The organism is Nitrosarchaeum sp. AC2 (assembly GCF_013407385.1).
Taxonomy (GTDB): Archaea; Thermoproteota; Nitrososphaeria; order Nitrososphaerales; family Nitrosopumilaceae; genus Nitrosarchaeum; species Nitrosarchaeum koreense.
Window position 1 is genome coordinate 1,547,729 of sequence record NZ_CP030847.1, and the last position, 23,760, is coordinate 1,571,488.

32 protein-coding genes are annotated in these 23,760 nt (G+C 31.1%); 13 read left to right on the forward strand and 19 right to left on the reverse strand.

Annotation, left to right across the window (positions count from 1 at the left end; genetic code table 11):
- Window positions 1-4 precede the first annotated feature (4 nt).
- The 4 genes from guaA to DSQ20_RS09360 all read left to right on the forward strand — a co-directional run bounded on the left by guaA (window position 5) and on the right by DSQ20_RS09360 (window position 2,890).
- On the forward strand, window positions 5-1,528 hold the full coding sequence (gene guaA / locus DSQ20_RS09345) for a glutamine-hydrolyzing GMP synthase (RefSeq protein ID WP_179365422.1): 1,524 nt from the start codon (window positions 5-7) through the stop codon (window positions 1,526-1,528).
- An 84-nt stretch (window positions 1,529-1,612) separates the two neighbouring features.
- On the forward strand, window positions 1,613-2,083 hold the full coding sequence (locus DSQ20_RS09350; protein ID WP_179365423.1) for a pyridoxamine 5'-phosphate oxidase family protein: 471 nt from the start codon (window positions 1,613-1,615) through the stop codon (window positions 2,081-2,083).
- 32 nt (window positions 2,084-2,115) lie between these two features.
- Window positions 2,116-2,376 carry a DUF2024 family protein gene (locus DSQ20_RS09355; RefSeq protein ID WP_179365424.1) on the forward strand — a complete coding sequence of 87 codons (261 nt, stop codon included), beginning with the start codon at window positions 2,116-2,118 and terminating at the stop codon, window positions 2,374-2,376.
- Between the two features lie 13 nt (window positions 2,377-2,389).
- Complete coding sequence (locus DSQ20_RS09360; protein WP_179365425.1) at window positions 2,390-2,890, forward strand: 2'-5' RNA ligase family protein; 501 nt, start codon at window positions 2,390-2,392, stop codon at window positions 2,888-2,890.
- A 32-nt stretch (window positions 2,891-2,922) separates the two neighbouring features.
- Here the strand turns inward: DSQ20_RS09360 and DSQ20_RS09365 are convergent, their stop codons facing one another.
- The 3 genes from DSQ20_RS09365 to DSQ20_RS09375 are packed head-to-tail and all read right to left on the reverse strand — an operon-like array spanning window position 2,923 to window position 7,191.
- Window positions 2,923-3,780 carry an ROK family protein gene (locus DSQ20_RS09365; protein WP_179365426.1) on the reverse strand — a complete coding sequence of 286 codons (858 nt, stop codon included), beginning with the start codon at window positions 3,778-3,780 and terminating at the stop codon, window positions 2,923-2,925.
- Between the two features lie 56 nt (window positions 3,781-3,836).
- A complete protein-coding gene (gene thsB / locus DSQ20_RS09370) occupies window positions 3,837-5,432 on the reverse strand; it encodes a thermosome subunit beta (protein WP_007551435.1) in 1,596 nt (531 codons plus the stop codon).
- A 43-nt stretch (window positions 5,433-5,475) separates the two neighbouring features.
- Entirely contained in the window at window positions 5,476-7,191 is a 1,716-nt protein-coding gene (locus DSQ20_RS09375; protein ID WP_179366378.1) for an adenine deaminase, read from the reverse strand.
- A gap of 117 nt (window positions 7,192-7,308) precedes the next feature.
- Here DSQ20_RS09375 and DSQ20_RS09380 point away from each other — a divergent pair, with 117 nt between their 5' ends.
- Window positions 7,309-7,590 carry a 50S ribosomal protein L44e gene (locus DSQ20_RS09380; protein ID WP_048110071.1) on the forward strand — a complete coding sequence of 94 codons (282 nt, stop codon included), beginning with the start codon at window positions 7,309-7,311 and terminating at the stop codon, window positions 7,588-7,590.
- On the forward strand, window positions 7,587-7,784 hold the full coding sequence (locus DSQ20_RS09385) for a 30S ribosomal protein S27e (RefSeq protein ID WP_007551438.1): 198 nt from the start codon (window positions 7,587-7,589) through the stop codon (window positions 7,782-7,784). The genes DSQ20_RS09380 and DSQ20_RS09385 overlap by 4 nt, the downstream gene beginning before the upstream one ends.
- Here DSQ20_RS09385 and DSQ20_RS09390 read toward each other — a convergent pair.
- From DSQ20_RS09390 to DSQ20_RS09410, 5 genes are all read right to left on the reverse strand, one after another.
- A complete protein-coding gene (locus DSQ20_RS09390; RefSeq protein WP_255458242.1) occupies window positions 7,767-8,312 on the reverse strand; it encodes an NTP transferase domain-containing protein in 546 nt (181 codons plus the stop codon). The two genes, DSQ20_RS09385 and DSQ20_RS09390, sit on opposite strands and share 18 nt — an antisense overlap.
- Window positions 8,275-9,072 carry an adenosylcobinamide-GDP ribazoletransferase gene (cobS, locus tag DSQ20_RS09395; protein ID WP_255458243.1) on the reverse strand — a complete coding sequence of 266 codons (798 nt, stop codon included), beginning with the start codon at window positions 9,070-9,072 and terminating at the stop codon, window positions 8,275-8,277. Before cobS ends, DSQ20_RS09390 begins: the two co-directional genes overlap by 38 nt.
- On the reverse strand, window positions 9,065-10,036 hold the full coding sequence (locus DSQ20_RS09400; protein ID WP_179365428.1) for a cobalamin biosynthesis protein: 972 nt from the start codon (window positions 10,034-10,036) through the stop codon (window positions 9,065-9,067). The genes cobS and DSQ20_RS09400 overlap by 8 nt, the downstream gene beginning before the upstream one ends.
- The gene (locus DSQ20_RS09405) at window positions 10,033-10,872 is read right to left on the reverse strand and encodes a cobyric acid synthase (RefSeq protein ID WP_179365429.1); all 840 of its coding nucleotides are present in this window, start codon (window positions 10,870-10,872) and stop codon (window positions 10,033-10,035) included. Before DSQ20_RS09405 ends, DSQ20_RS09400 begins: the two co-directional genes overlap by 4 nt.
- Before the next feature lie 103 nt (window positions 10,873-10,975).
- A complete protein-coding gene (locus tag DSQ20_RS09410) occupies window positions 10,976-11,941 on the reverse strand; it encodes a histidinol-phosphate transaminase (RefSeq protein WP_255458244.1) in 966 nt (321 codons plus the stop codon).
- An 84-nt stretch (window positions 11,942-12,025) separates the two neighbouring features.
- On the opposite strand from DSQ20_RS09410, the gene asd reads away from it, so the two are divergent.
- The 3 genes from asd (at window position 12,026) to DSQ20_RS09425 (ending at window position 14,579) form a co-directional block, all read left to right on the forward strand.
- A complete protein-coding gene (gene asd / locus DSQ20_RS09415) occupies window positions 12,026-13,108 on the forward strand; it encodes an aspartate-semialdehyde dehydrogenase (RefSeq protein ID WP_179365430.1) in 1,083 nt (360 codons plus the stop codon).
- Between the two features lie 71 nt (window positions 13,109-13,179).
- Window positions 13,180-13,647 carry an Lrp/AsnC family transcriptional regulator gene (locus DSQ20_RS09420; protein WP_007551446.1) on the forward strand — a complete coding sequence of 156 codons (468 nt, stop codon included), beginning with the start codon at window positions 13,180-13,182 and terminating at the stop codon, window positions 13,645-13,647.
- 2 nt (window positions 13,648-13,649) lie between these two features.
- Window positions 13,650-14,579, forward strand: a complete 930-nt coding sequence (locus tag DSQ20_RS09425; protein WP_007551448.1) for a heme o synthase — start codon at window positions 13,650-13,652, stop codon at window positions 14,577-14,579.
- Here DSQ20_RS09425 and DSQ20_RS09430 read toward each other — a convergent pair.
- Window positions 14,574-14,783 carry a hypothetical protein gene (locus DSQ20_RS09430; protein WP_007551449.1) on the reverse strand — a complete coding sequence of 70 codons (210 nt, stop codon included), beginning with the start codon at window positions 14,781-14,783 and terminating at the stop codon, window positions 14,574-14,576. The genes DSQ20_RS09425 and DSQ20_RS09430 overlap by 6 nt on opposite strands.
- Before the next feature lie 387 nt (window positions 14,784-15,170).
- Here DSQ20_RS09430 and DSQ20_RS09435 point away from each other — a divergent pair, with 387 nt between their 5' ends.
- Window positions 15,171-15,644, forward strand: coding sequence for a hypothetical protein (locus DSQ20_RS09435; RefSeq protein ID WP_007551451.1), 474 nt, complete (start codon window positions 15,171-15,173; stop codon window positions 15,642-15,644).
- Window positions 15,645-15,681: 37 nt separating this feature from the next.
- Here DSQ20_RS09435 and DSQ20_RS09440 read toward each other — a convergent pair whose 3' ends face one another.
- Window positions 15,682-16,056 (reverse strand): response regulator, encoded by a 375-nt coding sequence (locus tag DSQ20_RS09440; protein WP_007551452.1) that lies wholly within the window; start codon window positions 16,054-16,056, stop codon window positions 15,682-15,684.
- 114 nt (window positions 16,057-16,170) lie between these two features.
- Here DSQ20_RS09440 and DSQ20_RS09445 point away from each other — a divergent pair, with 114 nt between their 5' ends.
- Complete coding sequence (locus tag DSQ20_RS09445; protein ID WP_007551453.1) at window positions 16,171-16,548, forward strand: hypothetical protein; 378 nt, start codon at window positions 16,171-16,173, stop codon at window positions 16,546-16,548.
- The gene (locus DSQ20_RS09450) at window positions 16,548-17,228 is read left to right on the forward strand and encodes a hypothetical protein (protein WP_179365431.1); all 681 of its coding nucleotides are present in this window, start codon (window positions 16,548-16,550) and stop codon (window positions 17,226-17,228) included. The genes DSQ20_RS09445 and DSQ20_RS09450 overlap by 1 nt, the downstream gene beginning before the upstream one ends.
- 79 nt (window positions 17,229-17,307) lie before the next feature.
- Here DSQ20_RS09450 and DSQ20_RS09455 read toward each other — a convergent pair whose 3' ends face one another.
- The 9 genes from DSQ20_RS09455 to DSQ20_RS09495 all read right to left on the reverse strand — a co-directional run bounded on the left by DSQ20_RS09455 (window position 17,308) and on the right by DSQ20_RS09495 (window position 22,615).
- Window positions 17,308-17,721: a hypothetical protein gene (locus DSQ20_RS09455; RefSeq protein ID WP_007551457.1), complete on the reverse strand. Its 414-nt coding sequence runs from the start codon at window positions 17,719-17,721 to the stop codon at window positions 17,308-17,310.
- Window positions 17,722-17,764: 43 nt separating this feature from the next.
- Window positions 17,765-18,193 carry an acyl-CoA thioesterase gene (locus DSQ20_RS09460; protein ID WP_117439754.1) on the reverse strand — a complete coding sequence of 143 codons (429 nt, stop codon included), beginning with the start codon at window positions 18,191-18,193 and terminating at the stop codon, window positions 17,765-17,767.
- A 124-nt stretch (window positions 18,194-18,317) separates the two neighbouring features.
- Window positions 18,318-19,649 carry a UbiD family decarboxylase gene (locus DSQ20_RS09465; RefSeq protein WP_179365432.1) on the reverse strand — a complete coding sequence of 444 codons (1,332 nt, stop codon included), beginning with the start codon at window positions 19,647-19,649 and terminating at the stop codon, window positions 18,318-18,320.
- Window positions 19,646-19,984: a proteasome assembly chaperone 4 gene (locus DSQ20_RS09470; protein WP_179365433.1), complete on the reverse strand. Its 339-nt coding sequence runs from the start codon at window positions 19,982-19,984 to the stop codon at window positions 19,646-19,648. The genes DSQ20_RS09465 and DSQ20_RS09470 overlap by 4 nt, the downstream gene beginning before the upstream one ends.
- A gap of 17 nt (window positions 19,985-20,001) precedes the next feature.
- Window positions 20,002-20,475 carry a hypothetical protein gene (locus tag DSQ20_RS09475; RefSeq protein WP_179365434.1) on the reverse strand — a complete coding sequence of 158 codons (474 nt, stop codon included), beginning with the start codon at window positions 20,473-20,475 and terminating at the stop codon, window positions 20,002-20,004.
- A 236-nt stretch (window positions 20,476-20,711) separates the two neighbouring features.
- Complete coding sequence (locus DSQ20_RS09480; RefSeq protein WP_179365435.1) at window positions 20,712-21,287, reverse strand: hypothetical protein; 576 nt, start codon at window positions 21,285-21,287, stop codon at window positions 20,712-20,714.
- Window positions 21,288-21,392: 105 nt separating this feature from the next.
- A complete protein-coding gene (locus tag DSQ20_RS09485) occupies window positions 21,393-21,728 on the reverse strand; it encodes a hypothetical protein (RefSeq protein WP_007551463.1) in 336 nt (111 codons plus the stop codon).
- Between the two features lie 75 nt (window positions 21,729-21,803).
- Entirely contained in the window at window positions 21,804-22,145 is a 342-nt protein-coding gene (locus tag DSQ20_RS09490; RefSeq protein ID WP_007551465.1) for a nascent polypeptide-associated complex protein, read from the reverse strand.
- Complete coding sequence (locus DSQ20_RS09495; RefSeq protein WP_007551466.1) at window positions 22,142-22,615, reverse strand: PUA domain-containing protein; 474 nt, start codon at window positions 22,613-22,615, stop codon at window positions 22,142-22,144. The genes DSQ20_RS09490 and DSQ20_RS09495 overlap by 4 nt, the downstream gene beginning before the upstream one ends.
- A 91-nt stretch (window positions 22,616-22,706) precedes the next feature.
- Between DSQ20_RS09495 and DSQ20_RS09500 the strand changes: the two genes are divergently transcribed.
- Window positions 22,707-23,750 carry a phosphate uptake regulator PhoU gene (locus tag DSQ20_RS09500; protein WP_007551467.1) on the forward strand — a complete coding sequence of 348 codons (1,044 nt, stop codon included), beginning with the start codon at window positions 22,707-22,709 and terminating at the stop codon, window positions 23,748-23,750.
- The last annotated feature ends 10 nt before the right edge of the window (window positions 23,751-23,760 follow it).

Consider the following 23,760-nt stretch of genomic DNA (forward strand, 5'->3'; position numbering starts at 1 on the left):
TTTTATGGATAAGATAGTAGTTTTAGATTTTGGGTCTCAATATAGTCATTTGATCTGCAGAAGAATAAGAGAATTTTCTGTGTATGCAGAGCTAGTCCCTTTTGATATCAGTCTTGAAGAACTACAAAAGCACAATCCTAAAGGAATTATTTTTTCTGGGGGTCCATCAAGTGTCTATAACTCCGATGCTCCAGTTCCTGAAAATAAAATTTTTGACATGAATCTACCGTTACTAGGAATCTGTTATGGACATCAATTAATTGTAAATAAGTTTGGAGGAAAGGTAAAAAGGGCTAACAAAGAATATGGTTCATCACTACTAACAATTGATAACAATAAGAATCTGTTAAGCGGAATTGGAGGTTCGGTCAGAGCATGGATGAGTCATGGTGATGAAGCAGAACAAATACCGCCAGGATTTAAAGTAATAGGGCACACTGAAAGTGCAAAGGCTGCGGCAATTGCTTCAGAGGAAAGATCAATCTATGGAATTCAATTTCATCCAGAGGTGGTTCACACAGAACAAGGAACTGAAATTCTCAAAAATTTTGTTTTGAAAGTTTGTGGAGCTAAACAAGATTGGACAATGGAGGGATTCATAGATTCTGCAGTGAATAAAATTTCAAAAATTGAAGGAGATGTTTTATGCGGTGTTAGTGGCGGAATAGATTCAACAGTAGCTGCATTACTTATTCACAAGGCAATTGGTAATAGACTAAAATGTGTTTTTGTAAATAATGGCCTATTACGATTAAACGAAGAGATAGAAATCAAAGAGATGTTTGAAAAAAACTTTAATGTTAATTTTACAATGGTTGATGCTGTTCAAGATTTTTTAAGTAAATTAAAAGGCATTGAAGATCCTGAGAGAAAAAGAAAGATCATAGGTGAAGAATTTATCAATGTTTTTACAGATTTTGCAAAAAATAAAGGCCCTTTCAAATGGCTTGCACAAGGTACGTTGTATCCAGATGTAATAGAGAGTGGAGTTTCAAAAGGTCCTGCGGCAGTGATAAAATCCCATCATAATGTTGGGGGACTGCCAGATTGGCTCGATTTGGAAATTTTAGAACCTTTACGTGAGTTATACAAAGACGAAGTTAGAAAAATTGCTAAAATTTTAGGTGTTCCAGAAAAACTTTTCATGCGACATCCATTTCCAGGACCTGGACTTGCTGTAAGAATTATTGGTGAAGTAACTCCAAAAAAGCTGCAAATATCAAAAATAGCAAGTAAAATTGTTGAAGATGAATTGACAGCATCTGGATTTTACGGTAAAGTCTGGCAAGCATATGCAGCAGTAGGCGATGATAAAGCAGTAGGCGTAGTTGGCGATGAGAGAAAATACGGAAACATTGTAATGATTAGAGTAGTAGACTCTATTGATGCAATGACAGCTGATTGGACAAGATTACCGCATGAATTACTAGAAAAAATCAGTAATAGAATCACAAATGAGGTTGAAGATGTAACATGGGTAACATATGCTATTTCAAGTAAACCTCCTGCAACGATTGAGCCACAATAAAACAATTACATTCAAACAACTCAGATTGCTCTCAAGTTTGATGTTCAAAAGACCTTTTTAATACAAAATAATTATAATAAATTCATGATAGTAATTCCTAGAGAAATTAAAGAGTTTATTGAGTTACAAGGAATTTTTGCAGTAGGAACTACTGGAGTAAATAATATACCAAATATATCTCCAAGAATTTTTTTTAGGGTTGATGAAAATGTCATCTATTGGTTAGATTTTTTTAAACATAAATCTTACAAGAATATACAAGCAAATCCATGGGTAACTATATCTGTTTTTAATAAAGATGATTTGAAAGGATTTCAATTTAGAGGAATTGTAAATTTTATAACAGATGAGCCAACAAAATTAGAAATAAAAGAATCAATCATCAAAAAAATATTAGAAAAAAATTCATCAGAGAAAATAAAAAAATTGAGTGAAAAAATAGAAGTTCAAGTCATACGGTTTGAGCCAAAAGTATGTTATTCATTAAATCCAGATGAATTTAGTGATATGTGTATAGGATCTGACGTAGATTCAACTCAATTGTTTCAAAAGTAATCCATTAATAATCAAATTTTTTTGAGATTGGTATGGGTTTTCATGTATTTGATACATATGTCAAATCTAAAGATGGACATACTATGCATTTTGATGTAATAACTGACAAAAATAATATAGAAAACGCAATCATATTTGCAAAAGAGTGGCTAAATAGCATTGGAGAGAAAGATGTGGTGGTTACAACAAAAGAGTGTAGATTTTGCCATACACAATCAGTATCTGAAGAAATAGAAATTGAGATAATGACAAATGGTTATTTTATTGCAAAAATGGAAGGCTGCCCCAATTAAAATATGAAAAATTATGCATGCTATTTGGTTTACATTTTCGAAAAATGATAGAGAGTATCTAAAAAATACAATTGATGAAATTTCAGAAAAATATCATGCCCCAAAATTTGAACCACATATTACAGTTTATGGATTAATAGATACAGAAATTAACGAAATTGATAAAATTATGAAAGAAGTAATTTTAAACCAAAATTCATTTTTAGTTCAAAAATCAGAAATTTTGCAGTCTGAGGAATTATGGAAAACAGTATTCATTGAATTAAAATCAAATGAGCAGATGGAGTTAATTCATAAAAATTTTAAAAAACATTTTGACAGAGTATCAAGATATCAGTTCAAACCACACATAAGTCTAATTTATAAAATCTTACCAATTAAAGAAAAAATGAAAATAATAAATAATTTAGATATTAAAAATGAATTTCAGGTAAGCAAACTAGCAATACAAAAATTTTCTCCAGATATAAAAAAATGGAAAATTGTAAAAGAATATAATTTAAAAAATAATTAAACGTAAAATGAAAAAGAATCTATTATAAAATTTTATAATAATGCTGCACCAAAGACTCCAGCAGAATCACCCAACTTGTTTTGTAAAATTGGCGTATCAACTAAATCTGAAAAAACTTTCTGATATACTGAGTCTTTTCCTTCAGTATATAAAAAATCAATATTAGATAAGCCTCCCCCTAAGACAATTACATCAGGATCTAAGATATCAATAACATTTGCCAATCCAAATCCAAAATTTTCCAAAAACTCATCTTTCCATTGTTTAGAATTATCGATATTTTGTAAAATTTCAGGCATGTTTTGTGATTTTCCAGTAAGTTCTTTCCATCGATTTTCTAATGCTGGACCACTAATGTATGTCTCAACACAACCTTTCTTTCCACAATAACAATTATTTCCATTTTGATGTAATGTATGATGTCCCCATTCTCCTGCGATATTTGTCCTTCCTTGGTGAATCTTTCCATTGATAACTATTCCTCCGCCCACACCAGTTCCCATAATTATGCCAAAAACTACGTCAAATCCTTTTGCAACACCTAATGTAGATTCAGCCATTGCAAAACAATTTGCATCGTTCTCCATAGATATTTTTTGACCTAATTTTTTTTCTAAATCCTCTTTAAGTGATTGCCCAATAAGACATTGAGTATTACTGTTTTTTATCAAACCCGTTTTTTTTGAAATTGCACCAGGGGAGCATAATCCTATAGAATAATTTTTCACATTTGCTAAAAGTTCGGAACTCAATGAAGTAATTGTATCTAGTATTTTGAAATAATCATTTCTGGGGGTTGGAACTCTTTTTCTTTGAATAATGTTTAAATTTTCATCAAGTAGAATTGCCTCTGTTTTAGAACCGCCTAGATCTATTCCTAGTTTGTACAACAATAATTCAATACAGTTAGGATTGCTTAAGTTTTAGCTAAATTTGTTAAATTATTTTATCGTGCGCCAGAAACAGAAATTACATCATCGATTCTGAGAATCATGCAAGCTGCTTCTGTTGCCGATTTAATTATTTGTTCTTTTACTGCTAGCGGTTCTACAACATCTATGGAGAGCATATCAGCAATTCTTGTATTTCGTGCATCAATTCCAGTCCATTTACGACCTTGGTTTTGTTTTGCTCTTAATGTAGCCATTGTATCAATTGGATCCATTCCAGCATTTTCTGCTATTGTAAGAGGAATTATTTCAAGTGCCTCAGCATATTTTTTGATTGCAAGTTGTTCCCTACCATCAAAACTATCTGCCCATTCTTTAAGTTGGGATGCTGCGTATGATTCTGGGGCTCCGCCACCTGCAACAATTTCTGGTTTTTCAATTACATCTTTTACTACCATTAAGGAGTCATGTATGGAACGATCAACTTCATCAATTACTCTTTGTGAACCACCCCTGATAAGCAAGGTAACAGACTGTGGATTTTTACAACCTTCAACAAATACCCATTTATCAGATTCAACTTTCTTCTGATGAGCAATATCTGCAATACCAAGATCTTTTTCTGTAAGATCATCGAGGTTAGAAATAACACGTCCACCGGTTGCTTTACCAAGTTTTATCATATCACTTTCTTTAACACGTCTAACTGCCATGATACCATATTTTGCTAAATAGTGCTGTGCAATATCATCAATTCCTTTTTGACAAATTAATACATTAACACCAACATTGTGAAGTTTGTCAACCATTGTTTTGAGCATTCTATTTTCTTCTTCCAAAAACATTTGCATTTGTGTTGGATCTGTGATTCTAATCTCTGAACTCATCTCAGTCTTTTCAATTTCTAAGGCGGAATTCAACAATGCAATCTTTGCTTTCTCAACTTTTGTTGGCATTCCACTATGAACAACTTCTTTGTCTAAAACAATGCCTTTGATAATTTGAGTATCTGTAATAGAACCACCGGCTTTCTTTTCAACTTTAATATTTTCAAGATCAACTGAATATGTCTCTGCCTTCTTTGTTGCAACTTTTAAGATTGCATCAACTACAACTTTAGAAAGTACATCACTATCTTCTGAGATTAATTTAGACTGCATACTGGTTGTGGCAATTTTGAGAAGTGTTTCTCTATCATCAGGTAGGATTTTTTTTGCCATTTGAGAATAGATCTCCAATGTCTTTTCAGCTGCTGCTTGATAACCTTCAATAATTACAGAAGGATGAACATCTTTTTTGAGAAGATCTTCTGCTTTAGCTAAAAGAGCACCACCAAAAACTACTGATGATGTGGTTCCATCTCCTACTTCATTATCAACTGTTTTTGAAATTTCCACCATCATTTTGGCAGCTGGGTGTTGAACATCAATTTCTTTTAAGATGGTTGCACCATCATTAGTAATAGTAACATCACCTAAGGAATCAACTAGCATTTTATCTAATCCTCGTGGCCCTAAACTACTTCTAACTAACTCAGCAACTAGTTTAGCAGCAGCAATATTGTTATGTTGAGCGTCCTTACCTTTTTGTTGTAACGCACTCTCTTTTAGAACTAAAACTGGTCCATTTGGAGTTTGTTGAATTGATGCCATTTAGATAAACTACAATCCTCGTGATCCCCCTTTTTAACATTACTTAGCAGATTGGGTTAATGTAAGATCGTTTTTTTACATCAACAATCCCTCCAGAAAGTATTCGAATAGAGGGAAGAGCAAGAAAAGGTAAGAAAAGCGGGATCAAATGAGGTCGTGAAAACTTGCATCCAGAATCTACAATTGAATTATTTATTTGCTGAAAATTAGTTAAAACTTTTTCAAACGATTCAGTAGAAATAATTCCTGCCAATTGTAATGGTAATGATGCAATAATTTTTCCAGATTTTACTACGACAAGTCCTCCTTGATTTTTGATAAGAATATTTGCAGCTATGGACATGTCAGAATCATTAGATCCAATTACAATCATGTCATTTTCATGAAAACTCCAAGTAGATGCAAATGCACCTATATCTGCTCCAAAATTTTCAAGAAATCCTATAACATGTTTGTTAGTTCCATGAATTCTATCAAAAGAAGCTACTTTCCACACGTCCTTATCCAAAGAAGTTAAAACGTTTCCATTTTCAGTAAATAATTCAACAGAACTGGGTTTTGTTATAATTTCAGTTTGCATAAAAATAGTATTTGCAAAAACACTTTTCTTTTTTGACTTGATAACAAAATCTTTGGGAGAGAGTTTTTTTAATTTGATAGTTTTTTTAATCCATGGAGGAATTGCTTTTTTCTTTACCGAAGTAACAATACTACCGTTAGATACAACTAATTTTCCACCAACAAAGACTTTGTTAGGTTTTACAGATTTTAAATCATCAAAAATTAAGATGTCGGCAAGCTTTCCTGGAGCAATGCCACCTAGGTCTTTATTCATGTTGTAATAATCAAAGCAGTTTTTTGAAGCCATTGAAATAGCATCAATTGGGTTTAGACCAAGTTTGATAGATTCCCTTACACAATGATCAATATGGCCATACTGTATCAAGTCTGTAGGATCAAGTCCATCAGAACAAAACATCAGTCTATCCAGATTAATCCCATGAGACAAAACACATGGAATAATTTCTTTCAAGTCACGCCTAATTGATCCTTCTCTAATCATAATCCACATTCCTAGACGTAATCTTTCTAAAACCTGATCAAAATTGATAGGTTCATGACAAGATAGAATTCCAGATGCAACGTATGCATTAAGTTTTTTTTCACTTGCTCCAGCAGTATGTCCATTAATTATGCAATCTCCTTCCAACATAGCACTCAAAGATTTCATTGTTTTAGGATCTCGTAAAGTTACTTTGGTCCATGAAAAAACTTCTCCCAGTCCTAAAACGTGAGGATGTTTTACTGCTAATTTTTCCTGTGATAACGATAAAGTTTTACTATTACTAAATTTTCCATCTACTGGTAGACCTCCTGGAACAACTTGAAATATTCTAATTGGTAAATTTTCGCCTAGTTTTAGAAATTCTTGAAATCCTTTGTATCCAGATACACTAACAATGTCTATTGGATCTGAGAAAAGAGATGTTACACCACATAGTAGTGATTTTTTTGCAAGTTCAGATGGTAAAACAAATTGATCTATGTGTAAATGCGGATCAGCAAAACCTGGACCTACATATTTTTCTTCAATATCAATAATAGTTGTTTTTGATCCAACTGCATGTCCAGCATCTGGTCCAACATATGCTATACGATCATCTATTATTGCGATCTGTATTTTTGGAATAATTTCTTTAGTATAAACAGACACCAATGAGCAGTTTTTTAACACAAGATCTGCTTTTTTGTCACCCATAGCTACTGAATTTAATGAAGAAATCGAATTTGCTAGGCTCGAAGTCACAAATTTTCTTAGATTATGCACCTATTATAGATTCAATGCTTAAATTACCGTTGAGGCGGTTTTTTTCATATGAACATACCCAAGGTTATGCGAAAGTATTGTGCAAAATGTAAAACACATACTGAGCAAAAGGTCTCCATATACAAGGCTGGAAAAAGAAGGGGTTCAGCAAGAGGAGAACGTAGACATGCTGAGCGTAAACGAGGGTATGGTGGACAAAAATTCCCAAAACTTGCAAAACCTGCAAAAACTACAAAGAAAGTGACTCCTATAATGACATGCACAGTATGCAAAAAGAAATATAATAAAATAGGCATTAGAATTAGAAAATTTGAGTTGGTGGCAGCATGAAAAAAGATCACGTTGAAATTCCAAAGCCATCAAGTAAATTCCAGAAAGTTAATTGTAATGAATGCGGTGAATTACAAGTGGTATATTCTCATGCTTCACAAGTTGTTGTATGCAATTCTTGTGGGAATAACATTGCAGAACCAACAGGTTCTAAAGCAAAAATTAATGGTAAGATCTCAGGCAGTGCCGAGTAAATCATAATCTTGTTTTGTATTTAGATTAAAAGCAATTCTTTTGTCATCAATTATTATAAATTTTTCAGATATATTTTCCATAGTTAAAATTTTTTCTGCATTTACTAATGAAATTCCAGAATAACAGCATTGTTGATTCTCAAACTCAAACCAATAATCAGATGAAAGATGTAAAGAATCAAGAAATTTTTTTGTAATAATGATTGTCGTCCAAACATTTTCTAAATTACATTGAGTTATAATTTTTTTAATAATATCACCATCTAAAAAAGGTAAATCAGCTGATGCAATCAAAACAAAATCATTTAATGATTTAAGAACTAAATTAAGATCATTTACATAACCATCACCAGGAGTATTAAAAAGTTCAATACTATTTTCTTCTAAAAATTTCTTTGTTTGTGGGGAGTTAGAACTAGTGATTGCCAATATTTGTGAAAAACAATCAGAATCTCTTAAAGCATCAAGAACATGAAGTATTACAGGCTTTTTATATTTTAGAAGGAGTTTTTCTCCAGTTAAACTCATTCGACTTCCTTTGCCACCTGCCATCACAATGCCAATCATACTGAAACAAAACCAAAAGAGATGCTAGTCGTGTCAATTCATTAGTAGCCCCAAAAACATCACCAGTGATTCCCCCAAAGCTACGAGTACTCAAAATAACTAGGAACATAGTTAAAGTCACGCCTATTCCAAATACAAGTAAACCTATGTGACCACCAAGCAAGATCATAGGGATTAAAGTAATGATGGTAGATAGTAATAATTTATTTTTATTTTTCATCATCTCGATAAAAGGAGAATTGGAACCTAGAGAGGCAGATTTTCCGATACTTGCCATTAAAACCATTGAAAATTTTGCAATTATTTCACTTAGTAAAATTGCTAAAAATAATTGATATCCAGTAGATAATGATATCACAATTAACAATCCCACAATATGCAAAACTATTGTTACCATTCCTGCAGAACCAGTAGAGAGATCTTTCATTGCTGCAAGTTTTTGTTCTTTTGTACCTTTTACCATTAAACCATCAGCAAAATCTGCTAAACCGTCAGTATGATGTATACCTGTAAGTATTGCAAATGAAGTAACAACTAGTAAACTTACTATCAATGGATCTAAAAATAATGAGAGTCCAAATCCTATTGATCCAACAATTAAACCAATTACAATTCCTACAACTGGAAAAATATACATGTATTTTGCAATTGTTTCAAGATTTGAATTACCAATTGGAATGATAGTCAGAAATGAAAAAACAGAGCCAATTTCCTTAAGCATGAATCCACCAACCTAAATATGATAAAAGTAAAAGAAGTGGAACTACAACTATTCCACAAAATAATATCGATGTAACTTTCATTATTAAAATTGCTGATCTGACATGATCTTTAGTAAATGAAATATTTCCATCACCTAATGAATAGTGATCCAGTTTTTCAAATTTTGTTCCTAATGCTCCTGCGATAGCTGCCATCGGATATCCGGCATTAGGACTTTGAGTTTTCTTTCCATCACGAATCATTATTTCAAAAGATTTTTTCCAATTATTTCCTAGAATCATAGCACTGATTACCATGATAAATCCAGTAAGTCTTGATGGAATGTAATTCAAAATTGTATCACATTTTGCTCCAAACCACCCAATATTTTTGAAAATATCTGTTTTGTATCCAATCATAGAATCAGCGGTATTAACTACCCGATAAACAAAGGCACCAGGTAAACCAAAAAATGCAAAATAGAAAAGAGGTCCAGTTATACCATCAACTGTATTTTCACTAATACTTTCTAGTACACCTGAATATACGTGATTTTTATCAAGATTTTTAGTATTTCGCTTTACGATCATCGATAAATTGTCTCTAGCAGAAGAAATGTTGTCCTGCTCTAGTGCAGTAACAACTGCTATTGCATGTTTTTCCATTCCTTTTATTGCAATAGTTGATTTTAGCAATACACTTCCTACGATTATTGAAATAATTATGTAGATGTAATCTATGGAAATTAAGTTAATTCCAATTTCCAAAAAAATAACTAATGATATAATTATTCCAATAGAAATTAAAATAATGAAAATACCTCCAAGTTTTTCCAAAGTTTCTGATGAATTTTTTGTATGAGGGGTCAATTTTGCAATTAAGGATCCAATCCAAGCAGTAGGGTGAAACTTATTTCTTGGATCACCAACTGTGAAATCTAATACGAGCGCAAAAAATACAATTAGGATTGATTCAATTATCAACTAATCATCCTCTCTATTTCAGCAATATTCAAATTTGATTTTACTAATTTACTTAGTTTATCAATTTCATTTTCTATTTTAACAAGATTTTTCTTATTCCAAGTCAAATTCTTGGCATTAACATTCAAAGAATCTTCCTCAGGTAAATCTAAGTTAATCATAGGTATAGTACCTATTACTGGTCGATTTGTTATTTCTTTAATTTTTTTAAAACCTGGTTTTAGTATATTGATATCACCTCGAAATTTATTAATTACATAACCTTTGACTAACTTTTGATATTTTTTCTCTAGAAGAGCCATGGTACCTATGATACTGGCAAATGAACCACCTCTATCAATATCTGAAATCAATAATACTGAAGAATTGGATATTTCTGCCATTTTCATATTTGCAATATCAAATTTTTGCAAATTAATTTCAGCAGGAGAACCAGCTCCTTCCAAAATAATCAAATCGTGATTTTTTTGAAGATGTTTAAATGATTTAGTAGCAATCGTTAGTCCTTTAGTTGTTACAAATTTTTTATAATATTCTGAAGCATGCATTTTTTTAAACAGTTTTCCATTGAGGTATACATCACTATAGTAATTTCCCAGAGGTTTCAACAAAATTGGATTTAGATCTGAGGTAATTTCACATCTAGCTGCTATTGCTTGGATTGCTTGTGCACGAGATATTTCAAAATCATTTGTTTTATACGCATAATTTGACATATTTTGAGACTTGAAAGGTGCTACTGAAAATCCCTTATCTGAAAAAATTCTACATAGAGATGTAACAAGTGTTGTTTTTCCAGATCCAGATGATGTACCCTGTATCATTAATGATTTCATAATCTCTCCAAAGCATTGATTAATTTTTGATTTTCTTGTCTTGTTTTTACAGCAATTCTGATATAATTATTATTTAATCCCCGAATTGTTTTACAATCACGAACTAAAATTTTTTTTCAAGTAGTTGTTTTTGTAATACGTTTGATTTTATTTTTGTTTTGATTAAAATAAAATTTGTAGAGGTATCAATACATTGAAAATTTTTAAGTTTAGAAATGCTATTTATGAGATACATAGATTCTTTTTTGATTAGTTTTTTAACTTTGTCTAAATAAAATCTATCTGAAAGAGCAGCAGATGCTGCTTGTTGTGCCAATCCAGAAATATTCCAAGGAATGTTAATTTTATTTAAAACTATAGCCATTTGTTTTGAACCTATTCCATAACCAATTCGTAACCCAGCTAATGCAAATGATTTTGTCAAAGATCTTAAAATAAACAAATTGTTATATTTTCTAATTAGATGAATAATGGATTCATCATAATCTGGCACTAATTCAATAAAACATTCATCTACAAACACTAAAGTTTTGTGTTTATTTGCTAATATGATTATTTTTTGTAATGTTTTTTTTGAGAGTAAATTTCCCGTAGGGTTGTTTGGATTACAGATGAAGATGCATCCATTATTTGGAATTTTAGAAATAAATTCATCAATATTTTTTTCTAGATCCATGGTTTTAAAAAATGTAATTTTTGCCCCACATAGTTTTGCTGCAGATTCATATTCACCAAATGTTGGAATCGGAATTAAAACAGGTGTTTTATTGGATAGAAAAGTTCTACAGAAATTATAGATTATTTCTGTAGCCCCATTTCCTACAACAATTTGAGAAGATGGTATTTTGGTATAATGTTCTAGATTTTTTCTAAGTTGGCTAGAATCTGAATCAGGATAGATTTGTATTGAATATATCTGATTTTTTATTGTTTTACGAACAATAGAAGAAATTCCAAGAGGGCTAATATTTGAGCTAAAATCCACAATATCTGAATTGGAATTATTTATTGAAAATGGGCCCCCATGATGAATTCGTTTATGTTCAGATATGTAGGGATTAATTCTCATAGTTTGAAATATTCTGTGCTAATATAGTATGTTTTGGTTAAATTCAGAAAACGATTATTAATTGTATGAATGGATTTTTAGATCATGAATAAGAAAAGAGTTGCAATTGTAGGAGTTACAGGTTCAGTAGGTCAAGAATTTGTATTATCATTAAATAATCATCCTTGGTTTCAAGTTACACAGATAGCAGCATCTGAGCGATCTGCTGGAAAAAAATATCTTGAAGCAATCAGAGATCCCAATAGTGGAATAATTTCATGGGAAGTAGACGGACAAATTCCTGAATACATAAAAGAAATGACTGTGAAAAATATTAGCGAGTTAGATTTAACTCAATTAGATTTGGTATTTTCAGCAGTTGAATCAAAGGCAGCTAGAGATATTGAAACTAAGATAGCAGCAGAATTACCAGTTATTTCAACTAGTTCAGCTTATCGTTATGAAGAGGATGTACCAATTCTAATTCCTGGAATTAATGATGAACAATCAGAGTTATTAGAAATACAAAAAAAGAATAGAAATTGGAAGGGTTGGGTTGCACCTCTCCCAAATTGTACCACTACAGGTTTAGCAATTACTTTAAAACCGCTTTATGAAAAATATGGTGCAAAAAAAGTGATGATGACTTCAATGCAAGCAATATCTGGTGCAGGTCGTGCTCCTGGTGTATCTGCAATGAACATCACAGATAACATCATACCATTCATTGCAAAAGAAGAAGAAAAAGTAAGAATTGAAACTAGAAAAATCCTAGGTAAATTGATAAACGGAAAAATTCAAGATGCTAACATTAAAGTCAGTTGTACATGTACTAGAGTTCCAGTAATTGATGGTCATACAGAATCAGTGTTTGTGGAAACTGAAAAGGAGATTGACTCACAAAGAGCCAAACAAGTTTACGATGATGCTAATAATGAGAGTACTGTAGTAGGACTTCCTTCATCTCCTGAAAAGTATTATGCATTTCATGAAGATCCAACACGACCTCAACCAAGAATGGAACGTAGCGTGGGTGATGGTATGACGACAACAATTGGAAGAGTTGAAAAAGAAGAATTATTTGATCATGGATTAAAGTATGTGTTATTCTCACATAATAAAAAAATGGGTTCTGCAAAAGGAGCTGTTTTGTTAGCAGAGATGCTTTACAAAAAAGGTAAAATTTAGAGTATTTTTTGAAATTTTTACAATAATAACTTTATAAGAACCAGAAATCTAGATCGTTTCGAGAGTTTTAAATGGTAAAAGTTGATGAGCTAGATTTACAAATTTTATCTGAGTTGTCTAATGATGCTTCAATTTCAATTCCAAGATTATCAAAAAAAATCAATGTAAATTCATCAGTAGTCTACTCTAGAATTAAACGGCTGATAAAACGTAAATTAATTGAACGTTTCACAATTGTCGTAAATGATACAGAACTCGGATATAATGTGAAGGCATTAACTGGGATAAATATGGATACAAAAAAACGAGACCATATAATTGAAGAATTGTTCAAAATAGAAGGTGTTAGAGAAGTTGCCGAAGTTACAGGAAGATTTGATATTCTGGTAACTATGTATGCAAAATCATTAGATCAAATGCATAAGATGGTATCAGAAAAAATTGGACGTATTGAAGGAATACAGTCATCAGAATCATTTATAGAAATGAAGTCACGTTCAAAAGCAATGCCATATAAATCATCAAAGGATAGCGACTAACATTGCAAAAGCAAAAATCTGAATCTCGTGTTGCAGTATATTATGAATTAACTAAACCAAAAATTTGGTATCTGTTAGTTTTTACAGCATTTGGAGCTACTTTAACAGCATCCAATATTTACGGAATTGAAATTTCTTTACCCACATGGGCATTAATGCTATTTTCTGTTGCTGCTGGTTCTGCTGCAGCCAATACGCTAACTAACTATCATGATAGAGATATAGATGCAATTATGGAGAGAACAAAAAATAGACCTCTTCCTTCAAAAAGAATTCATCCAGCAGAGAAAGCAAGAAATTTCGGACTTGCATTAGCAGGAATCTCTCTTGTATTAGCATTTGGAATTTCATTTACAACAACTTTAGAGCAAGGAATTTGGGCAACAATCTTTATTGCATTTGGTTTGGTAAACAATATTCTTGTATATTCATACATGTTAAAACGAAATTCTAGAACAAATATTATTTTAGGAGGTTTATGTGGTGGCTCCCCACCGATGATTGGTTGGGTAGCAGTGACTATGACAGATTTATGGACAATGGGTTTAGCAATGGCAGGCCTTGTGTTTATTTGGATTCCAATGCATATTTGGGCTTTGACTTTGCATTTCAAAGAAGATTACAACAAAGTTAATGTTCCAATGTTAACTGCTGTACAATCTGAAAAGACATCGGCAAGAGCAATTGCGGGTTCAACTTTTGTTATGGTACTTTTTTCAATTGCGCCATTCTTTTTAACAACAGAAAATGGAGAACCTATGGTGGGTCCAGTTTATCTTTGGACTGCTATAGCTTCAGGTGCTTTAATGATAATATTATCAGCATGGGTAATTGCAAAACCAATGGAAAAAGCATCGTGGACTTTGTTTAAGTTTTCTAGTCCATATTTGGCAGTTTTGTTTATTGCATTAATGGTAGATTCAGCATTATAAAATACTGTTATTGATATCTAAACTGTTTAGCTCTTTTGTAATTTCAGAATGAGATTCAACAAGTAATTCAATTTCATGTTGTAATTGAGATGAATTCCAGTCAGATTTAATCAACATAGTTAATTTTGTAACAATACTCCATTGAAGATTATTTTGTTGATCAATTAACTCAAGAAATCTTTTCCCTTTTTCATCTTCAGACATAATTTTTTGATATTATACAATCATAAAAAGTTAACAGGAATATCTTGATATCAAATGAACACAACTCGTTTTTTAAAAATAAATTTACAATTTTGCTTCAATGGTAATTATATAATTTTATAATTTTATTAGTGAATATGAGCAGTAAAAGATATTGAAATGCAGCATAACAGAATGCAAGAGTAAAGCTGAACAACCAGTCAAAATAGGACTAAAAGAAACCAGAAACTTATGTAAATATCACTATAATTTATTCAAAAATAGGGACGAAAAATACCCACCAAACTTTAGCAAGGCATCAGAATTTAAAGAAAAAATAAACTAAGTATAATTTCGGCGTTAAAGAATAATTGAAAACTTTAACATCTACTATTTTTAATACATTTTATGGCTACAAGTAAAAAAACCAAGTCAAAAAATAAACCAGCAAAAAAAGCAACTTCTAAACCAATCAAGCAAACAAAAACTACATCAAATAAGCCAGAATTTGAAAAAGCTTGGAAAGAATACAATTCAGCATTAAGTGTATGGAAAGAATCACTTGCCCAATGGCAAAAAGCTACAAACGATACATTAATGACATATCATGATGCCTGCCAAAGAGCATTAGAGTCAGATACAGAATTATTAAAAAAAGTCAGTTCCAGTTGGGAAAATACTTGGCAAGAAATAGGTCCAGAATACATTAAGCAACAAACCAAAATGATTGAAAATATCTTTAAAGAAACGAATATCGAGTCAATTAAAAAATTCAATGAGCAATGGGAAAAATTTCTAAAAACATCTGGCGACGATTCAATTAAAGCATATCAAGAAGCCATAAAACAATTCAATCAAGCTTGGCAAAATACTCATACATAATTTTAATATTTTTTAATTCAAATTAATTATTTTTTTATTATTTCATTAATGTAATTTCATTTGAAAAATAAATGATGTCTAACACATCATTTAGATTAAATGGTTTTACAAGAAATGCAAGTACTCCTAACTTAGTGCATTCATTAAAAATATCCTGATCATCATTTCCAGTTATTACAATAATTTTTGAGGAATGATCTTGAGATCTAATTTTTTTTAGAACACTTAATCCATCAAGGTTAGGCATTACTAGATCTAAGAAAATAAGTTCAGGTTTACTAGAGTAATATTTTTCAATTGCTTCAATACCATCACTAGCTTCAGCTACAACATTATGATTATGAGCTAAAAGAAAATCTTTAAGGAGTGAACGGGATTCCTCAGAATCATCAACTATCATAACTCTAGTCATACATTATAAACAACATTGATGAATTTAGGGGTATGAGTGTATAAGATAATGACTTACACTTATGATAGCCACAAAAAATAGGATTATAATTGGTCTAATTGAATTTGATTTCAAATGGATATTTCAATAGAACCATGGAAGAAATTGGTAATTCATGAGGTTATTGAATATAAATTCGATGACTGGGTAAAGCAAATAGCATTTAGCACCAGATCATCAGGAGGTGCAATACCAACAATGCAATGGACAAACGGAATTGTTTTTTCTCCTGCTAATTTTCCAACAACAAACGTTACAGTTGAAGAACAATTAAAGGGAATTCTTCATTGGTCATCTGTATCTTTTGCAATTAAAGAAAAATTTGAAAAACAGATAGTAATTGAAAACGCAACGATTAATCTTGTGGATGTTAGCGTAAATGAAATCTTTAAAGAACTTGCACTAAATCTTAAAAAACAATCAAAATTTGCAATTAATTCTGGCAAAATATAATGAATATAGAAAAAGAAATCGAAGAGTTGGAATCCATTCTAAAAAAGATTAAACAATTTGAACCAGATCCATACTATGTAAATTATTATTTTAATTCATATCTTTTTTCAGTAAATAATGCATATCATGGAATTTTTGAAGAGGCAAATAGAGATTTTGGATTATTCATAAGGGAATATACTAAAGATGCCTTTTTAGAAAAAGCAACTAAAAAAAATGATCAAAAAGCATTTAGTTTTGGCATATGGTTTGAAAAAAAGTATGATGAATATCATCAAAGCGATTATCCAAATTTTATTAAAAAATGCTGCAAGTTTCAAAATGACGGTAAAAGACTTCCGAAAGTCAAGATAATGATTAATGCAAAGAAAAGATACGTCAATGATCCTAATCAAGAAATTATATGTAATATGAAAGATGGAAAAATAGGATCAAAGGAAGAGATACAGATAGAAATTAGAAAGCAGTTACCAATATTTTTAGAAATAATTAATTACAAAAGAAATAATTTTAATGAACCAATTATAAATAAAAATCAAGTTTCTGTTTCAACATTTTTAGATATTGATGGAAATGAAGATATGAATATTTTAGATGCATCTAAAAATTACTTATCTGTTTTGAAAAAGATTGTATTTGAGGCTAGAGAGAAAATTAAAGAATTAACTAGATGGCCATAATTATTAAAATCGCAGTGATAAAAATTTGTTAGATATTTTTTCTAATAAATAAAATAAGATTAACTCTTAATTCATAGGATTATTTGTATTTGGGCCACATAGTATTCCAGGTTTCTGCAAATTTTTTCATCATCTCGCCATAAGCTTTCATACTTTCCATCCCAGATGAATTTAGAGTTTGTTGCCAATTTTCTGCAACTTGTTTGAATGTAGATGCATTAGCTTCATTAAGTGATTTTTGCCAAGCTTCTCCAAATTCTTTGAAAGATTTTATTCCAGCTTCATTAAGTGATTTTTGCCAATTTTCACCAAACGCCTTCATAGTATCTACGCTAGATTCTTTGGCTGCTTTTTCCCAAACCTCATTAAATTTGGCTTGCATTTCATTTGTTGCTTTTTGTATTTGTTCAAATACGGTTTTCCAATTTTCAAGAGATTTTGAATATTCTTGCCAAAGAGAATCCCAATGATTTGATTTTTCTTCAGAGGTCATAAACTATATTTGTCCTTGAGACACTTAAACTGTTCCCTAAAAATTATTTGCTAGATTTTTTACGATTTTTTAATCTCTCTTCCATTCTAATTTTCCCTTCTGCAAATTTTTGCCTATCTTCATCAGTTTTAAGTAAAAGTTTTGGAGCGTGGGTAGGTTTTCCATTTTTATCTAATGCAACAAAAGTTACAAAAGCTGTACCAGTAATAGTCTTAATTCCAGTTACAATATCTTCCGCTTCTGCTTTTACTTCAATTTCCATTGATGAGTTATGAACATAATTTATTCTTGCATTTAATTTTAAAACATTGCCAACAAAAACAGGTTTTATGAAATTTACACTATCCATACTCACAGTTACTGCATTTGATTGAGCATGTCTTTGTGCTACAATACCTGCAACCATATCAATATGTTTGAGAATTTCACCCCCGAATACGTTTCCGGCGGGATTGGCATCTGAAGGAAACATTCTAACAATTACATGTGCACTAGATTCTTCAGGGCTTTTTTCTTTTTGGGTAAATTTTTAGGGTTATTTTGCAATAAGACAGTTTAGATTTAATCTAATTTAATTTAATCAGTTATACGAATTACTATTTGAAATAATTATCTAGTTTAATTTTATTTATTTTTGGAATTTTTGCTAATTCAAATCCCTCTTGACGTTTTGAAAGGGATTTAGTGGCATCTATACCCATTTTTGCAGTCTTTAAGTTCTTTTGATCACTAGAAGGATCTAAACTGGATCCTCGTACATTTTTTATTACTAAAAGATCTGTGTCAGCTTGAAATCTTGTTGCCATTGCATATTCAACAGATTCGGCATTATTAGGATTAATGTCCTCATCTACAACTGTTACTTGTTTTAATGAACGATGAGATTCAAATGTTTTTTTAATTATTTTTTTAGGATCAGAATCTTTTTTCTTTTTTATTTGGACTACTGCATGTAACCAGTTACATCCTCCATTTGTCATAGATACTTGTTTAGTTTGAGGAAATGATTTTTTTAGTTCTCCATTTAATTTTGATTCAATTGGCATTCCCATCAGTAATCGATGTTCAGAGAAGCCTGAAAGAACATCATGAAAAATAGGATTATTTCTATAGTATAAAGATTCTAACTCAAAAATTGGTTGAGATCTATGGTGGTCATAAGTTTGTAGCATTTCTACCATCCACTCTTGATGAGTTTTATCTTGTAGAATTTTTCCCTCCATTACAATTTCAGTTCCTGAAGGAACATGTAATCCAGTGTAAGGAAGTTTAGATAATGTAAGTTTTCCACCTAAAAGTGAATTTGCAATATCGATTTCATCTTTACCCCATTCAGCTTGATATGCGCCTGCAATAGATATTGCGGGATGCACACCAATAGTTACTGCAACTTTCAGATCTTCATTATGTTCCTTAGCATCAATAAAACATCTGTGTAGATGTCTTCCTTCTACCATTCTAATCGAAAAATGAGTTTTATCAATCGGCATCAATCTATGAAAAGATGAATTTTGCTCACCAGTTTCAGGATTCTTAACATATGCAATAGAAGAAGTGATGAAAGGTCCTGATTCTTTTTCAAAATGCGTAACAATAGGCATGATAGAGATGTTTTTGGATTTATTTTCCATGAATTTTCCTGAAGAAATAACTTTTGGTTTTTTTGCTTTTTTAATTGCAGAAATCATATTTTCATGAATTTTTTCTTCAGTACTTCCAATTGCTTGAGCAAATCTTTTCCTAGTACCAACAAGATTGGCAACTAAATTAAAGTCACTTTCCGCAATATTTTCAAATAAAATAGCAGTAGAGCCATCAACTTTTGCAGTAATTCCTGCAATTTCATATTTTGTTGATACCTTTTTTTTAATAATTTTTAGTTCACCGCTTTTCTTTATCAAGGAAAGATAATTACGTAAATCTGTCAATTCTGAATCATCTCCATAATTTCAGTCATTATAGTTTTTGCAGTATTAGGATCTAATTCTTTTTGAATAAATGCTGAAACAATTGCAATACCTTTCATTCTAGTACTGATTCTTTCTGCAGTTAATTTGAGAAATAAAGATTCAGTTCTGGAGGGGATTACAGTTGTAGTAACAGGTGTTGGACCAGTAGCTAATGAGACGACCATTGAACCTATCTTATCAGATCTTTCTGATATAGAAACAAAATAGCCATTTTCAAACTTCATTATTTTTAAAAAAAAGCTACGGCCCTCCAAATCAATGGTTTTTTGTAAAAACCCATTTGGAGAGTTCAATGTGCTATGAACAAATCTTATGCTTTTATTGCTATTGATTCAGTTTTTGGGATTGATTCCAATTTTATTTTAGCAACTTTTGGTGCTTTAGCAACTTTTGGTGCTTTAGCAACTTTTGGTGCTTTAGCAACTTTTGGTGCTTTAGCAACTTTTGGTGCTTTAGCAACTTTTGGTGCTTTAGCAACTTTTGGTGCTTTAGCAACTTTTGCTTTTGGTTTAGCTTTGATTACTATTTCCTCTTCAATTTCTGGTTGAGATTTTGCAATTGTTTTTGCTTCAATAGAATCAGCTTCTACTCTAGCACGAAGTTTTGCTTTGTATTTCAGGTTTCGTGGTTTTGTTCTTAATCTGTATCCACAACATGGACACCAAAGACCTTCCCATTTGATGAATATTTCACAAATTTGACATCGACGTTGTCCAGAAGCATATCTTCCGGTTCCGACAGGCTTTTGAGCCTTGTATCTAACGCAAATTCCTTTACAAGTCATCTTAGTAATTTATTATAGAATTCATAACTATATAAGGATGGATAGATAATTTTTTCAAAATATTAATAAGAAATATGAAATAATTTTAAGTTATAATGCGATCAATGTTATTTGTTTGCAAGAAAAACACAAAATCTTCAATAAATATGTATAGCTAATTTGAGATTAATTTTTTCAAAAATTATTCGTATCTATAATTAAAAAATGGAGATAAAGATCGAATTTTCATTAAAAAATCATCCGGTTATTGAAAGTGGCAAAATTGAATAACGAAATCCTTCTCTTTGAGAGATATATTTTGCAGAGAGCATATCACGTTTTCCTCTTTGATTAAAATTTTTAATTTTTAAACTGGTTTTATGTTCATCAACAAACTCTAATTCAAAAGAAGAACAAAATTTCAGATTCAGCATATTTACTATTTCTTTTGCAATGTTCATGTTACCATTGCCTATTTTGATTATTTTTCGTCTGGCTCGTAGACCCCCTAAAATTTTGATAATATGTAATACTAATTCTTCAACAGATGAATTAAAAGAGCTTTCAATTTCTCTTCCATAATAAAATACAGAGAGACCAATAATTTGACCAGGATCAATTCCAATGATTAGATCTTGTTCATAACCCATGGATAATTTTTGAATCATTAATCCACGAATTACTGTGGGATGTTCTTCGAGTATATCCTCATGTAACATAGGTTTTTCACATTCCAATGGAGCTTCTTTTCTAGTAGTCAAAACTAAATCTCCATCATAATTTAGGATGTCTTCTGGGAGTATAGAATCAAATGATATGTTCAGAGCCTTCAAGGAAATGGAAAATCTATAATATGGTTTACCGTACGTAGTAGCAATTCCAATACGAGAGTTCAGTAATGGATCGATGTTAGAGTTTAACAAATATCTGATTTAGGTTTATGCCTTCAAAACAGTTGACACGACATGTTTCACTGCTTCATCAAAATGAGCATCAATATTTGATTGAATTTCAGATAGTTTAGATTTACCTTCTTTAGTAATTTTTTCAGATTCTACAGCAGCTTTGGATTTTGAAGCGTTGATTATATTTTCAGCCTCTTTTGTAGCCATTTCTCGTGTTTTTTCTAAAAGTTTATCAATTTCATTTATTGCTTTTACTGAGAGCTGTTTTTTCATATCAGCCACTTTACCGTTAAGTGAGTCTAGATTATCCTCTAAGCCATTTAATGATTGAATAATTCCAGTTACTTTAGATTCGGCCATACTACTCATAATGTTATTTTTTCAAATCCATTACTTAAATCATTCATTTTATGGACATTTTTAGGCATAAATAAGAATGAGATATCATCCAGAAGTCAAAAGAAGTATTGCTCTGGCCAGATCGCCTTTGGCTTCTTCTAGAGCAGTTTTAGCCTTTTCTTCATCTACGCCAGCTTGCTGACTTACTAGTTGAATATCTTCTTCAGAAAATATTGGGACTTCTAATTCTCGTTCTTCATAACTATCAGCAGTAACTGTGAAAATAGAATTATCCTTAGCCTTCATTTCTGTTACAGATGGTTTTGAAACAATGATCTCTTTTTTATCAGTCTTAATTATTACCTCTTGAACATTTGGGATCTCTTTCATATCAAGACCCATCTTATCCATCATTCTTCGCATTTCACGATTTCCACCGCGCATCATGATGTTGATTCCCCTCTATGACTTTTTAAACTATCTCTAACCCTAACAGCCATTCCTCTATTAAAATCAGAAATCATTTCAGAAGACAATACTGCTTTTCCTACTGCAATTACTTTATTTTTATAAAGTACTGGAGTATCAGATGCAATTCGTATATTTTTGCCACACCATACAACATGTTTACAGAAGACGGATTTTCCATCTTGAACAAATGGTGCTGCTTCCTGATTAACTTCTAAACAATTTTCTTTGAATTTTTTACTTTTTAACAAAATCTGAGCAAAATAGGGACTAATAGCCAAGCCCCCATCGATTCTCAAGGTACATAGTAATTTGCCTTTTTCAGATACAGTTTTAATTCTACCAGTTTTTCTTGAGAATACAATTTCAATATTTTTAGGTAGGTACTTTGAAACTCCACTTCCAAATAATGCATCAAGTGTGTGTTTTAATTTCAGAGTTTGATCCACTTATACCATAGATAAATTTCGGAATATTAGTTCAATGCAAGTATATATTGTTAGGGATAAACTATATAGATTGTAATCTTTAACATAGTTTATGGATGAAAAGGAAGAAACAAGAAAAATTCAATTTACAGGTAAATCATCATACATAGTTTCATTACCAAAACAATGGGTCATGGATCTTGGTCTTAAACAAGGAGACCAAATTAGAATGGTAAGAAAAGATTCATCAACATTAGAGATTTATCCGCCAAAATTTGAAACTAGATCTCAAAAGAAAGAAGATGCCACAATTGAGATAGAAAATGAAGAAACATTTGCAATTGTAAGAAAATTAATTTCATTGTATTTTTTAGGGTATAAAACAATCAACATCAAACCAAAAAGTGGAAGGCTTAATCCCAATCAAAGAAATGCTGTAAAAGAAGCTGTAAAAAGAATGTTGATGGGTTCTGAAATAATATCAGATTCTAGTAGTGGAATTACAATTCAAGTTCTTGTTAATTTACTAGAACTCAGTGTCGATGGTGCAATCAAACGTATGATTCATCTAGCAAAATCAATGTCAAATGATGCAATTTTAGCAATGAGTGAAAATAATTTAGAATTAGCCCATGAAGTAATCAATACCGATGATGAGGTAGACAGATTTGGGTTTTATATTATTAGACAGTTAAAAATTGCAATTCAAAATGAACATATGTTAAAAGAAATGGGATTTAAAAATGCTAGAGATTGTCTAGGATATAGATTAGTAGTAAAAAATATTGAAAGAACTGGAGATCATGCAGTGCTTATAGCAAATGACATAATAGAATTTAAAAAACCAGTAAAGAAAGATATCGTAGAAAAAATTCAGGATATGAACGAATTTGCATTATCGGTTTTAGATGATTCATGTTTAGCATTATTCAAAGAAGATTATGTCCAAGCTGAAAAAACAATTGAGAAGACAAGTGAGATTGTAAAATATGAGAAAAAAGTAAGAGATGCATCAAAATCGCTTAAAGATGATGAAGAAATCTATAGAATTCGACGAATGACTGAAAACATAAGGCGAATATCAGAGTATGCTAGTGACATAGCAGAAATTGTTCTCAATATGAATATAGAAAAATCATTAAAAAAGACTACATAATTATGCCTAA

Bases quoted from the DNA above. Each gene is read 5' to 3' on its own strand.
- guaA (WP_179365422.1), top strand. From the start codon at position 5: ATGGATAAGATAGTAGTTTTAGATTTTGGGTCTCAATATAGTCATTTG.
- DSQ20_RS09350 (WP_179365423.1), top strand. From the start codon at position 1,613: ATGATAGTAATTCCTAGAGAAATTAAAGAGTTTATTGAGTTACAAGGA.
- DSQ20_RS09355 (WP_179365424.1), top strand. From the start codon at position 2,116: ATGGGTTTTCATGTATTTGATACATATGTCAAATCTAAAGATGGACAT.
- DSQ20_RS09360 (WP_179365425.1), top strand. From the start codon at position 2,390: ATGCATGCTATTTGGTTTACATTTTCGAAAAATGATAGAGAGTATCTA.
- thsB (WP_007551435.1), bottom strand. From the start codon at position 5,432: ATGGCATCAATTCAACAAACTCCAAATGGACCAGTTTTAGTTCTAAAA.
- DSQ20_RS09375 (WP_179366378.1), bottom strand. From the start codon at position 7,191: ATGGGTGACAAAAAAGCAGATCTTGTGTTAAAAAACTGCTCATTGGTG.
- DSQ20_RS09380 (WP_048110071.1), top strand. From the start codon at position 7,309: ATGAACATACCCAAGGTTATGCGAAAGTATTGTGCAAAATGTAAAACA.
- DSQ20_RS09385 (WP_007551438.1), top strand. From the start codon at position 7,587: ATGAAAAAAGATCACGTTGAAATTCCAAAGCCATCAAGTAAATTCCAG.
- DSQ20_RS09390 (WP_255458242.1), bottom strand. From the start codon at position 8,312: ATGAGTTTAACTGGAGAAAAACTCCTTCTAAAATATAAAAAGCCTGTA.
- cobS (WP_255458243.1), bottom strand. From the start codon at position 9,072: ATGCTTAAGGAAATTGGCTCTGTTTTTTCATTTCTGACTATCATTCCA.
- DSQ20_RS09405 (WP_179365429.1), bottom strand. From the start codon at position 10,872: ATGAAATCATTAATGATACAGGGTACATCATCTGGATCTGGAAAAACA.
- DSQ20_RS09410 (WP_255458244.1), bottom strand. From the start codon at position 11,941: ATGAGAATTAATCCCTACATATCTGAACATAAACGAATTCATCATGGG.
- asd (WP_179365430.1), top strand. From the start codon at position 12,026: ATGAATAAGAAAAGAGTTGCAATTGTAGGAGTTACAGGTTCAGTAGGT.
- DSQ20_RS09420 (WP_007551446.1), top strand. From the start codon at position 13,180: ATGGTAAAAGTTGATGAGCTAGATTTACAAATTTTATCTGAGTTGTCT.
- DSQ20_RS09430 (WP_007551449.1), bottom strand. From the start codon at position 14,783: ATGTCTGAAGATGAAAAAGGGAAAAGATTTCTTGAGTTAATTGATCAA.
- DSQ20_RS09435 (WP_007551451.1), top strand. From the start codon at position 15,171: ATGGCTACAAGTAAAAAAACCAAGTCAAAAAATAAACCAGCAAAAAAA.
- DSQ20_RS09440 (WP_007551452.1), bottom strand. From the start codon at position 16,056: ATGACTAGAGTTATGATAGTTGATGATTCTGAGGAATCCCGTTCACTC.
- DSQ20_RS09445 (WP_007551453.1), top strand. From the start codon at position 16,171: ATGGATATTTCAATAGAACCATGGAAGAAATTGGTAATTCATGAGGTT.
- DSQ20_RS09450 (WP_179365431.1), top strand. From the start codon at position 16,548: ATGAATATAGAAAAAGAAATCGAAGAGTTGGAATCCATTCTAAAAAAG.
- DSQ20_RS09455 (WP_007551457.1), bottom strand. From the start codon at position 17,721: ATGACCTCTGAAGAAAAATCAAATCATTGGGATTCTCTTTGGCAAGAA.
- DSQ20_RS09460 (WP_117439754.1), bottom strand. From the start codon at position 18,193: ATGTTTCCTTCAGATGCCAATCCCGCCGGAAACGTATTCGGGGGTGAA.
- DSQ20_RS09475 (WP_179365434.1), bottom strand. From the start codon at position 20,475: ATGACTTGTAAAGGAATTTGCGTTAGATACAAGGCTCAAAAGCCTGTC.
- DSQ20_RS09485 (WP_007551463.1), bottom strand. From the start codon at position 21,728: ATGAGTAGTATGGCCGAATCTAAAGTAACTGGAATTATTCAATCATTA.
- DSQ20_RS09490 (WP_007551465.1), bottom strand. From the start codon at position 22,145: ATGATGCGCGGTGGAAATCGTGAAATGCGAAGAATGATGGATAAGATG.
- DSQ20_RS09500 (WP_007551467.1), top strand. From the start codon at position 22,707: ATGGATGAAAAGGAAGAAACAAGAAAAATTCAATTTACAGGTAAATCA.